Origin of the sequence: Herbaspirillum lusitanum (genome assembly GCF_046025995.1) — a bacterium.
Classification (GTDB): Bacteria; Pseudomonadota; Gammaproteobacteria; order Burkholderiales; family Burkholderiaceae_D; genus Herbaspirillum; species Herbaspirillum lusitanum_A.
In genome coordinates this window covers 277,311-289,988 of sequence record NZ_JAQQFM010000001.1, presented here as the reverse complement: position 1 = coordinate 289,988, position 12,678 = coordinate 277,311, and the positions used below count along the sequence as shown (strand labels likewise).

Annotated in this window: 14 protein-coding genes; 8 read left to right on the top strand and 6 right to left on the bottom strand. The window is 58.1% G+C overall.

Annotation, left to right across the window (positions count from 1 at the left end):
- Positions 1-4 precede the first annotated feature (4 nt).
- From PQR62_RS01330 to PQR62_RS01315, 4 genes are all read right to left on the bottom strand, one after another.
- A complete protein-coding gene (locus PQR62_RS01330; protein ID WP_408153989.1) occupies positions 5-961 on the bottom strand; it encodes a carbohydrate ABC transporter permease in 957 nt (318 codons plus the stop codon).
- A 126-nt stretch (positions 962-1,087) separates the two neighbouring features.
- Positions 1,088-2,362: an ABC transporter substrate-binding protein gene (locus PQR62_RS01325; protein WP_408153987.1), complete on the bottom strand. Its 1,275-nt coding sequence runs from the start codon at positions 2,360-2,362 to the stop codon at positions 1,088-1,090.
- A 50-nt stretch (positions 2,363-2,412) separates the two neighbouring features.
- Complete coding sequence (locus PQR62_RS01320) at positions 2,413-3,528, bottom strand: ABC transporter ATP-binding protein (protein ID WP_408153985.1); 1,116 nt, start codon at positions 3,526-3,528, stop codon at positions 2,413-2,415.
- Positions 3,529-3,541: 13 nt separating this feature from the next.
- Positions 3,542-4,411: a DeoR/GlpR family DNA-binding transcription regulator gene (locus PQR62_RS01315; protein ID WP_408153983.1), complete on the bottom strand. Its 870-nt coding sequence runs from the start codon at positions 4,409-4,411 to the stop codon at positions 3,542-3,544.
- A 198-nt stretch (positions 4,412-4,609) separates the two neighbouring features.
- Here PQR62_RS01315 and PQR62_RS01310 point away from each other — a divergent pair, with 198 nt between their 5' ends.
- Both PQR62_RS01310 and PQR62_RS01305 read left to right on the top strand, forming a co-directional pair.
- The gene (locus PQR62_RS01310) at positions 4,610-5,809 is read left to right on the top strand and encodes a porin (protein WP_408153981.1); all 1,200 of its coding nucleotides are present in this window, start codon (positions 4,610-4,612) and stop codon (positions 5,807-5,809) included.
- 19 nt (positions 5,810-5,828) lie between these two features.
- Positions 5,829-6,740 (top strand): glycerophosphodiester phosphodiesterase family protein, encoded by a 912-nt coding sequence (locus PQR62_RS01305; RefSeq protein WP_408153979.1) that lies wholly within the window; start codon positions 5,829-5,831, stop codon positions 6,738-6,740.
- A gap of 184 nt (positions 6,741-6,924) precedes the next feature.
- On the opposite strand, the gene PQR62_RS01300 is transcribed toward PQR62_RS01305, so the two are convergent.
- Positions 6,925-7,500 carry an FxDxF family PEP-CTERM protein gene (locus PQR62_RS01300; RefSeq protein WP_408153977.1) on the bottom strand — a complete coding sequence of 192 codons (576 nt, stop codon included), beginning with the start codon at positions 7,498-7,500 and terminating at the stop codon, positions 6,925-6,927.
- A gap of 635 nt (positions 7,501-8,135) precedes the next feature.
- Here PQR62_RS01300 and PQR62_RS01295 point away from each other — a divergent pair.
- The 5 genes from PQR62_RS01295 to PQR62_RS01275 all read left to right on the top strand — a co-directional run bounded on the left by PQR62_RS01295 (position 8,136) and on the right by PQR62_RS01275 (position 10,387).
- On the top strand, positions 8,136-8,375 hold the full coding sequence (locus tag PQR62_RS01295; RefSeq protein ID WP_408153975.1) for a hypothetical protein: 240 nt from the start codon (positions 8,136-8,138) through the stop codon (positions 8,373-8,375).
- 216 nt (positions 8,376-8,591) lie between these two features.
- Positions 8,592-8,819 carry a hypothetical protein gene (locus PQR62_RS01290; RefSeq protein ID WP_408153974.1) on the top strand — a complete coding sequence of 76 codons (228 nt, stop codon included), beginning with the start codon at positions 8,592-8,594 and terminating at the stop codon, positions 8,817-8,819.
- A gap of 81 nt (positions 8,820-8,900) precedes the next feature.
- The gene (locus tag PQR62_RS01285; protein ID WP_408153972.1) at positions 8,901-9,137 is read left to right on the top strand and encodes a hypothetical protein; all 237 of its coding nucleotides are present in this window, start codon (positions 8,901-8,903) and stop codon (positions 9,135-9,137) included.
- Positions 9,138-9,623: 486 nt separating this feature from the next.
- The gene (locus tag PQR62_RS01280; protein WP_408153970.1) at positions 9,624-9,857 is read left to right on the top strand and encodes a hypothetical protein; all 234 of its coding nucleotides are present in this window, start codon (positions 9,624-9,626) and stop codon (positions 9,855-9,857) included.
- A gap of 203 nt (positions 9,858-10,060) precedes the next feature.
- The gene (locus PQR62_RS01275) at positions 10,061-10,387 is read left to right on the top strand and encodes a plasmid stabilization protein (RefSeq protein ID WP_408153969.1); all 327 of its coding nucleotides are present in this window, start codon (positions 10,061-10,063) and stop codon (positions 10,385-10,387) included.
- 159 nt (positions 10,388-10,546) lie between these two features.
- Here the strand turns inward: PQR62_RS01275 and PQR62_RS01270 are convergent, their stop codons facing one another.
- Positions 10,547-11,689, bottom strand: a complete 1,143-nt coding sequence (locus tag PQR62_RS01270; RefSeq protein ID WP_408153967.1) for a branched-chain amino acid ABC transporter substrate-binding protein — start codon at positions 11,687-11,689, stop codon at positions 10,547-10,549.
- 230 nt (positions 11,690-11,919) lie between these two features.
- Between PQR62_RS01270 and PQR62_RS01265 the strand changes: the two genes are divergently transcribed.
- The gene (locus tag PQR62_RS01265; protein WP_408153965.1) at positions 11,920-12,432 is read left to right on the top strand and encodes an Lrp/AsnC family transcriptional regulator; all 513 of its coding nucleotides are present in this window, start codon (positions 11,920-11,922) and stop codon (positions 12,430-12,432) included.
- The last annotated feature ends 246 nt before the right edge of the window (positions 12,433-12,678 follow it).

Genomic DNA, 12,678 nt, shown 5'->3' with positions numbered 1-12,678 from the left:
GCGATCAGCGATAGTGAATGCGGCGGTCGAAGAACATGAATTGCAGCGCCGCGACCAGACCCAGGGCCACCAGCACCAGCACCGTCATCACCGCAGCGCCGGCCTGATCCAGATAGGCGAAGGCCATTTCCCAGATCCAGTACAGGATCAGCTTGGATGCGTTGTCGGGGCCGCCCTTGGTCAGGATGAAGAGGTGATCGATCAGGCGCACCGAGTTGATCAGCGCATTGATCAGCACGAACAGCGTGGTCGGCATCAGCAGCGGCAACACCACGCGGCGGGTATAGGCCCAGCGGCCGGCGCCTTCGATGCGCGCCGCTTCGCGCAGATCGGGCGGAATCGCTTGCAAGGCCGCCAGATAGAAAATCATGAAGAAGCCGGACTCTTTCCAGATCGTCACCGCCATCACCGACCACAGCGCGGTGCCGGGCTGGCCCAGCCAGTTGGTCGGGCCGATGCCGAACAGCGCCGTGAAATGATCGAGCAGGCCGAGGCCGGGGGTATAAAAGAACAGCCACAGATTGGCCGCTGCAATCATCGGCAGCATGGTCGGCGTGAAGAAGGCGGTGCGCACCAGACCGCGGCCGCCGATGCGCGCATTGGCCCACAAGGCCATGCTCAGCGCCAGCGCGATGGAGACCGGCACCGTCACGCCGGCATACAGCAGATTGTTGCCGGCGACCTGCCAGAAAGTGGGATCGCTGAGCAGATCGCGGTAGTTCTCGATGCCGTTGAATACGCTGGGACGGCGCGCCGTGCCGCGCGAATGGAAGCTGGCCCAGAGGGTCGCCAGCATCGGATAAAACGCGAACAGCGTCAGCAGAATCAGCGAGGGCGCCAGCAGGCACCAGCCGAACAGATTGTGCAGACGGCGTTCGGCGCGGTTGACTCGCGGCGCTTGCGGAGTGGCTGCGTTGTTGGTATTCGCAGCGCTGTGCGCATGAGTTGTTGCTTGGTTCATCAGGATCGTGTCCAGTGATTGAGCTTGATTGAGCTGCAGTGGCGGCCGTTTGAATAGGGCTTCAAACGGCCGCCAGCGCTTCATCTGCCCAGGAATTGCGGTGGAGCCTGTACTACTTTGCCGGCATCAACGGTAAGGCTTCAGCAGACGTTCAGCCGTCGCCTGTGCTTCATCCAAAGCCTGCTTGGAGGTCTTGGTGCCGGTCAATGCAGCTTGCACCGCGTTCGACAAGGCTTCGCGCACGCGCGCGGTCTGCTCGGTCGAGAACTCCGGAATCGCCACCGCCAGCTGATCGCGCGCCACCAGCGCCTGCGGGAAGGTCTTGGCATAATCACGCAGAGCAGGCGTGTTGTACGAGGCCGGGCTGGTGCCGACGTAGCCGGTCGCGATCGACCATTGCGCCGCGCGTTCCGGCGCCGTCATCCAGCGTACGAAGGTGACCGAAGCCGCCTGCTGAGCAGGGGACGAACCCTTGAACAGGTAGAAGTTGCCGCCGCCGACCGGTGAACCCGGTTGCTTGTTGGCCGGCAGCATGGCGACGCCGAAGTCGAACTTGGCTTCTTTTTTCACCGCAGTCAGGTTGCCGGTGGTGTGCCACATCATGGCGGTCTGGCCTTGCACGAAAGCCTGGCGCAGGGTGCCCCATTCAATCGCACCGGCCGGGCTGACCTTGTGCGTGGCCGCCAGCGAACGCCAGAACTCCAGCGCTTCCACTGCCGCCGGCGAGTTGAAGTAGACCTGGGTACCTTCCTTGTTCATCAGCGACACGCCGTTCTGGATCGCGAAGCCCTGGAACATCCAGTACGGATAGCCGGTGGACGGCACCATCAGGCCGTAGCGGTCCTTGGTGGTCAGCTTGGCGGCGGCGGCCAGCATTTCTTTCCAGGTCTTGGGCGGTGCATCAGGATTCAGGCCGGCGGCGCGGAACATGTCCTTGTTGTAGAACATGACGATGGTCGAACGCTGAAACGGAATGCCCCAGACGTGCCCGCCTATGGTGCCGTTGGCCATCAGGCCGGGGTAGAAACTCTGCAGCCAGGCCTTGTCGTCGGCGCTGGTGGCGACCTTGTCGAAAGGCTCGATCAGGTTCTGGTCGATCAGGTCGTAAGTGTCGAGCGCACCCAGCACCGACAGTTGCGCCGGCTGCCCGCCCTTGATGGCGGACAGTGCGCGCACGCGCGTCTCATCGTAGTTGCCGGAATAGACCGCCTTGACCTTGATGTCCGGATTGGATTTTTCAAAGTCGCTGATCATGCCGTCGATCACTTCGGTCAGCGGACCGCCGACCGAGATCGGGTAATACATGGTCAGTTCCGTGGCGGCGCTGGCCAGCGACGAGGCTGACATGGCGCTGGCGAAGAGTGCGGCCAAGGCTGTTTTTTTGATGAGTTTGCTCAGCATTGCTGTTCCTTTTTGAGGGAGGTCATGTTGAAAAGCACAGGGGTAGATTCTTAAAGCGCAGCCGCCAAAGCGGCGTCCTTGCGAATGGGAGTGATACTGGGGCCGAGGCCGGCTTGGGCATGGGCATGCGGGTTCAGACGGCGGCCGTCTTCGGCGGCGAAGATATGCGCATCCATGGCGCTCCAGGCCAGGCCGATACGGTCGCCGAGCTGCAGTCTGCTCTTTTCCGGACTGCGCACGATGATGGCGTCGCCGCCCGGCAGTTCCAGATAGATGTAGGATTCGGCGCCCTGGAATTCGACGCCGGTAACGGTGCCGGACAAATCGGTGGAGCTGCTTGCGACAATATGGAAGTGCTCGGGACGCACGCCTATCATCTGGCGCTCGTCGCCGGCGCCGAGACGCATCGACGCGGGCAGCTTGCCGGCTTGCATCAGCATCATCGGCGGGCTGCCGATGAAGCCCGCCGCGAAGGCGTTGGCCGGCATTTCATACAAGGCTTCCGGCGTGCCGCTCTGCACGATGCTGCCGCCATTCATCAGCACAATCTGGTCGGCCATGCCCATGGCTTCGGTCTGGTCGTGCGTGACGTACACCACGGTCATGCCGAGTCGCTGCTGCAGCGCGCGGATTTCATGGCGCACCGAATGACGCAGTTTGGCGTCGAGATTGGACAGCGGCTCATCCATCAGACAGATCGAATGCCCGGCCACCACCGCACGCGCCAGCGCCACACGCTGGCGCTGGCCGCCCGACAGTTGCGCCGGCTTGCGTTGTTCCAGTCCCTGCAGATTGGTGAGCGTCAACGCATCCTGCAGCCGCTGACGGCGCTCGGCGGCAGACACCTTGCGGACCTGCATGCCGAAGCAAATGTTTTCGGCGACATTCAGATGCGGGAACAGCGCATACGACTGGAACACCATCGACAGACCGCGCGCTGAAGGCGCCGCGTTGGTGACGTCCCTGCCGTCGATTTCAACGCGTCCGCTGTCGGGGATTTCCAGTCCGGCCAGCAAGCGCAGCAGCGTGGATTTGCCGCAGCCGGATGGGCCGAGCAGCGCGACCAGCTGGCCGCGTCCGAATTCCAGATCCAGTGATTTGATGACCTGATGCGTGCCCCAGGATTTGCTGAGGCCGGAGAGGCGGATGGCGATGTCGTTGTGCATGTTGGCTCCCTGCTTATTTGGCGGTGATGGAGAGGACGGCATGATCGTGTTCCGGGTCGTCATCAGGATTGTCGGCACTGATCACCACGCGTGTATTCCCCGCCAGCATCGCTGCCAGCGACGGCTTGAGCGGCAGGTCGGTGACCAGAATGTCGGGGTCGGAAAGATGGCCGCCGCGTACCGGCGCCTGACGTCCGAATTTGGAGTTGTCGGTCACCAGAATCTGGGTGCGGCAACTCTCGCGCAGCGCCTGTCGCGAGCTCGATTCCATGCGATCAAAATCCAGCAAGGTGCCGTCGGTATCGACGCCGCCGACACCGTAAATGCCGAAGTCGGCGCGGAAGTTGCGGAACAGTTTGTCGGCGTCGTTGCCGAGGATTTCCGGATTCGGAAATCGCAGCGTGCCGCCCGGCACGATGACCTGATTATTCTGATTGGTCGACAGCGCCAGCGCGGCGCGCAGGTTGTTGGTAATGACGGTCAGATGGTCGTGCTTGGCCAGCGCCAGCGCGACTTGTTCGGGCGTGGTGCCGATGCCGATCAGCACGCTGCAGGCGTTGGGGATCAGCTTCGCCACCGCTGCGCCGATCTCGGCCTTCTGCTCCAGATTGTTGATGCGGCGCATGTCGTAAGGCTGGTTGCGCGCCGACAGAATCAGCTCGGCGCCGCCATGCCGCCGTCGCAGGATATCGGCATCGCACAGCGCGTTGATGTCGCGCCGTATGGTCTGCGTGGTGACCGCGAAATGCTCGGCCAGCGCCTCCATGCTCATGAAGCCATGCTGACGGAACAGCGCAATGATTTCGTTGTGGCGCAGCGATGCCGGTTTGGCGGCGGGCTTTTCAACAGGCTTGTCGGCGAGCTTATCGGTAGTGACAGACATGTTCACTTATCCATTCATTCGTTCATTTGAAAACGTGATGAATGTTAGCCAGCGATTGTTACCGCATCGTTACGTTCATATGAACATGAATTCATTTTCATATCATCAAAACGTCATGCCGACGTCATATAAGGCAGGCATAGTCCGCAGCGTTTCAACACTGCTCGCCTTCCTCAAATCACATCTCAAAAAATGGTCATGAAAAAATACGCTCTCGCTCTTTCGCTGTCTGCCATCGGCCTTTCTGTAGTCGATGCAGCGCATGCGCAAACCGCCGGCACTTCGTCGGGCGTCACCATCTACGGCATCATCAATCCCAGCGTGACTTACACCGACAAGGTGGCGAACGCCACCGCCGGCAATCCGACCAGCACCGGTTCACGTCTGAGCATGGACACCGCGGTGGCGCAGGGTTCGCGCATCGGCTTCAAGGGGGTGGAAGATCTGGGCGGTGGCCTGAAGGCGCTGTTCACGCTGGAAAATGGTTTCAATGCAGACACCGGCCAGCTGGCGCAGGGCGGTTTGTTCTTCGGCCGCACCGCGATCGTCGGTCTGTCGGGCAAGAGCGGCACGGTGTATCTGGGCCGTCAGAAGGATTACATCGACGATCTGGCTGCTTTCAACGGCGCGCTGGATTTCGGCAGCCTGGTCAACAACATCCACGGCCTGAATCTGGACCGTTCGCAAGGTTCGCGCGTCAATAATTCGATCCGCTATAACTCGCCGGTGATGGCCGGCGTGACGCTGAGCGCGCTCTACGGTTTCGGCGAACAGGCCGGCTCGACCGGCGCCGGCCAATCCTTCGGCGTGGGCGGCAGCTATACCAATGGCCCCTTGTCCGTCGGTGCGGCGTACTTCCAGAACAAGCTGACCGGTAACAACAGCTTCACCGGTTCCAGCGACTCCGGCATAGCGCCGGGCGCCACCACCGGCAGCATCGCCAGCACTTCGCTCAAAACCTTCCTGATCGGCGGTTCCTACAAGCTGGGCGACGTTCGCATGTACGGTTCGTTCTCGCAGGTCAAGCAACCGCTGGCAGTGGCTGCCGGCACTTCGATGACAGCCTTCACCGGCGCCAGCGGTGCTGCGTTCACCTTCGGCGGCGTCAACAACAGCCGCATCAACATTATCGACCTCGGCCTGAACTACAGCGTGACGCCGAACACCCAATTGCTGGGTAACTTCGTGACCACGCGCTCCAAGTTCGTCGGCGCCAGCGACGGCAAGGCGACCCAGGTCTCGCTGGGCGTGGATTACTTCCTGTCCAAGCGCACCGATGTCTACATGTTCTACGCCAACATCCGCTCGTCCGACATGTACAACCCGGGCCTCTACGTGGCACCGGGCGGCAGTAATACGCAAAACGTGCTGACCACCGGCATCCGCCACAAGTTCTGATCAGGCTCAGGGAGTTGACATGAAGATGAATACATTGATGCTGCATGCCGTGGGCGCGGCATTGCTGAGCGTGACGCTGGCGGCAAGCGCCGATCCCTTGATCGCCGCGCATCGCGGCGGCACCGGCGACGGCCCGGAAAATACCATTCCGACATTGCAGAATTCGCTCAAGCACGGCGCCGACATTCTGTGGATGACGGTGCAGGTTTCCAGCGACGGCGTGCCGGTGCTGTATCGTCCGGCCGATGTGTCGGCGCTGACCGACGCCAAGGGCCTGGTCAATACCCTGAGCGCGGCGCAACTGACGGCGCTGAATGCCGGTTACGCATATAGCGTGAGCGATGCCGCCGGTAACAAGAGCTATCCCTATCGTCAGCATCCGGTGATGATCCCGACCTTGCGCGATGCCTTGCGTGCGGTGCCGGCATCTACCCCGATCATGATAGACATGAAGCAGCTGCCGGCCGAGGCTCTGGTAGCGGCCGTGGCCAAGGTGATCGATGAAGAAAATGCCTGGCAGCGCGTGCGCTTCTATTCCACCGATGCCAATGTGCTGGCGCTGATGGCGGCGCAGCCGAAAGCGCAGGTGTTTGAATCACGCGATGCCACGCGTGATCGTCTGGCGCGTATCGCCCTGAACGGCGGCGCCTGCGAGGCGGCGCCGGCGGCGGGAACCTGGTCGGGCATCGAGCTGGAACGCAAGGTCACGGTGGTCGAGAAATTCACCCTGGGCGAGGGCGTCTCTGAAGTCGTCGCACACTGGTGGACGCCGGACGCGATGAAGTGCTTCAAGCGCAATCCAGGCACCAAGGTGATGGTGTTCGGCGTCGATTCGCCGGCGGCCTATCGCGCCGCGCAGCAACTGGGTGTGGATGTGGTGATGACCGATTCGCCGATGAAGATGAAGGGCATGCGCGAATCCGCGAAGTAAGCTTGGCCTGCGTTCTGTATCGGCTTGGGTAAGCAGGCAGCGCGGCCACGAGAAGACGGGAAGGGTTGTTGACCCTTCCCGTTTTTCGCATTATTCGCATCAAGGAGCAGTGAATCATCGTGAGGAGAGCAAAAAGTAAAAGGCCCGCCATTGCGGGCCTTACTGCTTCGGCAAGCAGATATGCTCATGCCATCTGTGCGTGCCCTAAGGACGGGCGGTTGGCGGCAGTGCCTGTGTTCACGCTTGTGCGGCGGCGCAGAGCAACGAAACCGACCAGCATCAGGCCGCCCAGCATCATGGCGGCGCTGGATACTTCCGGTACCGGCGAGACGTTGATGTTGCCGCCGAAGCTGCCGCCGCGCGTGCCGGTGACCGTGCCGGCCACCGACAAGACGTAGCTGCCCGAACTCAGGCTGGACGCATTCAGCGTGTAGTACACGGTATTGCCGACGACGGTTTTGCTACCGGTGTAGGTACTGCCGTTTCCGCTCAGAGTGAAGCTGGAAATGTTCACCGAGGAGACGTTGCTCAGCGCAATCGAAATGACTGCCGATGAAACGTCGAAGGGGCTGCTATAGCTGAAGGTGTAGTTCTCAAGAAAGGTCTTGTTTTTGGTTCCGCTGCCGAAACTGGCGCCGAAGCTGGAGGTGTCGTTGTTGAATACCAGCGCGGAAGTGCCGTTGATATTCGCCGCGTGTGCAATCGGACCGATGAGCGCCAGGAACAAGGTCAGCAGAATGCTTGCCAGAATTTTTTGCATGAGACATACCTCTTCATTCAGTGGAGGACGAGAATGGTCAAACGCGAGGGCAGAGAATCCAGCAAATAAATTTCCGTTGAGAATTATTATTCGCGTTTTTATTTGTGTCGTTGCTAGAATTATTTTCTAAGAATCGACAATTGAAGATTAGGTTCTGAATTCGAAAAAAGCAATTGATTGTTGAGCTTGATGCGAAAATATTGTGGCGATGCAGCAACCTTGTGGGCCTTTGTTTATATGGCGTTGAGGCTTATTGTATAAAAAATATTCGTGTGGAAATGTATTCCTGTGGCAACGTAACTTGTACTTGTTTTAAAGAAAAATAAATACTGAATTTCCTGAGTGAAATTTATTTTTTGCAATATTTAAAATAAATTGCTCGTATTTAATTTTGGGTGCGGGACGGCAACTTGAAGCAGATATTCGGCATGGATAAGTTGCGCCAGCCGAAGGCAAGGCAACTGCCAATTGTGGAACTTGTTATTTCTCGTTCAATGAGAATTGGATGAAAGCTGCGACATGGGAGAGAGTACGTGTCGTACCAAGGGCAAGCAGCTTTCGCTGTTTGACGCCTTCTTCCGAACCTTCGTGCTTGAGTGCCATCAGACTTGAAGCTGATCACACAGGAGATGAAGATGAACGAACAACATACGCAGTTCGAGCACAACGAAAATGCCTACATACCCAGCGCGCATCCGGCGCCTGAAGCGGGGCGCTGGCAAGGTCGGGTGGATATCCTCGTGCCGCTCGGCACCCACCGGCGCCAGACGTTCACGCTTGAAAATCACTACACATCGGAAGGCGACGCTCTGGCCGCTGCTCATCAATATGCGAAGAGTTTGATTGACGGTGAAGTGCCGGGACTGAAAGTCTGAAGCGCCGCTTGAGGGGCTAGTAACAAGAAAGATGACAGACCATGCTCAGGCGACATGACGGAGGACCTTGGAGTAGGGCGACGGCATCCAGGCACTTGGATGCCGGCAAGCTGATTTAGCTCAACTTCCCGATCAAAGAGTACGGCGTCGCTGGGCAGGAGTCGTCGCTTTGTGGCATGATGATTCCCTTCATTCAACATATCGTGGAATTGCAACATGGCTGGCCCCATCGGTCGGATATCGCAACGATATTTCGGCGCAACAATCAACCTCACCCCAGTACTGCGCAATGATGGAACCTGGAGTGCCTTTGTGCACATCGATTTCCCTGATCGCACTACCCACGATTTCGGTGATTTCAAGCCCGGCAGCACCAAGATGCAGGCGCTGCAAAATGCCGTGACCGGCGCCGAGCAATATATTCTCTCTCATAAGAAGCGATAATTTTTTCGCCTGCAGGCGTCTCGTGCTCAGAGTTGCGTGCGGCCGTGGTAGGATTTCCGCTCAGCCGGAGGAGAACACATCATGGAAAAGAATCAGGGTTTCCCATATCGCGGTTACGCCATTGCAGCATTGACTGAGCCGCTTCCTGACGGTCGCTGGACAGCGAAGTTTTCGGTGCAGGAGGGCGAGGACGGCAGCGGGCCTACGCGTTACTCGGGCAATCTGAATGGTGAAGCTTTCGACAGCGATTTTGCCGCGCAGCAGAAGGCCATTGCGCTGGCATCTGATTGGATCGACAAGATACTGATTCCGGTGTGATCCTGTGCTGATGTTTTCAAGTTGATCTGGATGCTCCGGCAACTCGGGCTGCATGCTTTCAGGCAATGGATGGCAGAGTGGCCGACTGCTAAAGTTTTCTGCTGAGGAATGCGTGAAGGAAATATTGCTTGTGCCGATTTCCCTTCCTGTATATAGTCAGTCGAAGTCGCATCGGTAGTTCATCAGCAAGGCCCCGGGTTTTGATTCAAGAGCATGTTCGCTATGCGGCGTCACTCACCAGATAGGTGGGGATGTCGTGAAGATGCTCCTGAATCAATATTCCTTAACATCACGCAAGACTCCGTAAAAGCCCGCCTCCTTCAGACGCGGGTTTTTTTGTCGTCTGCCGGTTCTGCCTTGAAGCCTGCCTCGCTGCATTTGTCCCAAGTCGTTTGCTCACGCCATAGCGGATATCAATGACGGTTCCTGAAATTGTGACTGGGCGTTCTGGTCTAAATTTTTCCTCGCGCTCTGAAGGAGCAGCACATGGCCAAGATCAAACTGGACGAAGACGGCTACATCGCCGAAATGAACCGGCGCCTGTGCGCGCATCCCGAATACGAGGGCGGCATGGAGTTTCTGCCGCATCCTCCCGGTTCGGCGGGTAAAAGCATACTTGGCATCGCCTGGGCCGGCATCATGTTCAAGCAGGCCTACCGGGAAGTGCTGCAATCGATGGAAGCCGACTTTGAACTGGAGACGCACCGTCGGCGTTTCTGAGCATTCTCTGGCCTGCGCTCACGCGGCGTGTTCTGTGCTCTTGCATATGCATCAGACTGCTAGCCCGTCATCCTTTCCTACATGCAGATCAGCGCTTGTGCGCTGCAAGCGGCGTTCGACGCGATCTAAGATGATATTTCACAGCCGCGGGCGAACTCGCCACCCGTCAGCAACGCATAAGTTATTTTGCAGAGGAGAGTGTCATGCCGCAGACTGCATGGAGTCCCAAACGAGAACGTCAGTTTCAACACATCAAGCAAGGTGTGCTGAAGCGCGGCGGCAGCGAGAAGCTGGCGGAAGAAATCGCAGCGCGCACCGTCAACAAGGAGAGAGCCCAGCAAGGCGAATCAAGTGAGGCCAGCAAGAGTTCGCTCAACGACATTCCTGCATCGCGCCGAGGCGGTATGCGCTCTCACAAAGGGGCGGGTGGACGTACTTATCAGCAGTTGTATGCAGAAGCCAGATCGCGCAGCATCAAGGGGCGGTCGGGCATGAGTAAGGCGGAACTGGAGCAGGCCTTGAGACGCTGATCAAGCCAGTCAGCCGGCCACATGCACGTGGAGTTTTGCAGATGTATAGGTGAATGTTTGTGAAGCATCCTATACATACGTAAGGCCAGCCCAATAAAAACGCCCGGATGAACCGGGCGTTTTCTTTCGTGCATTCAGGCCTCGCAGCCCGAGCAAAAATTACTTGGTCACTGCCAGCAGAGTACGTTCGCCGTTCTTGTAGGTGTACAAGGTCAGCGAGCCGTCCTTGATGTCGCCCTTGGCATCGAACGCGATCGTGCCGGTCACGCCCTTGTGGCTGATCTTTGCCAGTGCGGACAGGTATTTCTTCGGATCGGCCGAACCCGCCTTGGCCATCGCATCGGCGACGGTCATGGTGGCGTCGTAGGCATACGCAGCGTTGTAGACCACGTCGATGCCGAACTTCTTCTTGTACGCTGCGCGGAAGTCGTCCATGCCCTTCTTGCCAGCGTCATCCACACCACCTGCTTCGGCGCAGACCACTTGGTCGTTGATCAGGCCATCACCGGCCAGACCTGGCAGGGAACCGGTACAGATACCGTCGCCGCCCATGAACTTGGCGGAGATGCCCAGCTGCTTCATCTGACGCAGCATCGGGCCGCCGACCGCATCCATACCGCCGAAGAACACGACTTCTGGCTTCTTGGCCTTGAGCGAAGTCAGAATCGCGTTGAAGTCGGTCGCCTTGTCGTTGGTGAATTGCTTGCCGACGATCTTGCCGCCGGCTGCTTGCGCACCCTTGGCGAATTCTTCTGCAACGCCCTGGCCGTATGCGGTACGGTCATCGATCACAGCGATGTTCTTGGTGCCCAGCTTCTGCACGGCGTATTTACCCAGCGCTGCGCCCAGTTGCGCATCGTTGGCGACCACGCGGAAGGCGGTCTTGAAGCCTTGCTGGGTGTACTTAGGATTGGTGGCGGAAGGCGAAACCTGTGGAATGCCTGCGTCGCTGTAAATCTTGGAAGCCGGGATGGTGGTACCGGAATTCAGGTGGCCGATCACGGCTGCAACCTTGGCGTCGACCAGCTTGGTGGCGACCGATGTCGCTTGCTTAGGATCGGAGGCGTCATCTTCGCCGATCAGTTCGAACGTGACCTTCTTGCCGCCGATGGTGAAACCCTTGGCATTGAGTTCTTCGATCGCCATGCGGGCGCCGTTTTCATTGTCCTTGCCCATGTGAGCGTTCGGGCCGGAGAGGGGGCCGACGTGGGCGATCTTGATGACTTCTTGCGAATGCGCGGCGCCTGCAAAGGCCATCGCGATAGCTGCGGTTAATGGAATAATTGTGCTCTTGAGTTTCATAAATTTCCTCTGTAGATTGAAATAACCAAGCTAGTAAAACCACTTACATTCACACTTGCCCCACTTAAATTTCTCAAGCCATATTCAGACAATGGCGCCGGCGTCGTTTGCGAGTCCCCTTTGCATTCGGACGCGGCTTTCTGAATAATGCAGACGGTACAACATAAGAATCTGCTTAGCCAAGACTTTTTTGAGACCTTCCTTTAAAAAATTCATAATCCTCAAAACCCATGCCCGCCAAATACCATACGCTCGACAAGGTTGATCGCAAGCTGCTCAATCTGCTGCAAAAAGACAATCAGATTGCGACGCGCGTGCTGGCCGAAAAACTGCATATTTCACAGCCGACCTGCCTGCGCCGCATCCGCGACCTGCGCGAAGCCGGCATCATCAGCGCCGAGGTGGCGATGGTCGATCCTTTTGCGCTGGGGTACGGCATGCTGGCGTTTCTGGAAATTTCGCTGAACAACCAGTCCGACGGGCACATGCAGGAGTTCGAGCAGCGCATGAGCAAGGAGGCTGAAGTAATGCAGTGTTATTTTGTCTCCGGCGAATACGATTATTTTCTGGCAGTGCATGTGATCGATATGGACGCTTACTATCAGTTCGTGCGGCGCGTCATTTCCGGTTCCGGCAATGTGCGGCATTTCCAGTCGCGCTTCCCGATGAAGCGCGCCAAGTTCACTACCCGCATTGCTTTCGACGAAAAAGCCGTGGAGCTGCAAGTACGCGTCCCGACCTGATCTATCTCCCGAAGTGATTAGCAGTTTTCGTGCCTGATGGCGTTTCAGCAAGAGGAGCGATCGGCGGCGCAGATCAAATCTCTTGGAAATTAGCCAGGATCCGGCGTTGCCCCACGCCACCTTCCTGTGTTATTTTCGACCTCACCTGATGACAGTCCCGGCCGTCTGCATTGTCATTCATGCCATACCTATAACAATCAGCACCAAAATTCATCCCGCTCATCCGTTCTGACCGGCCTCGCCAGA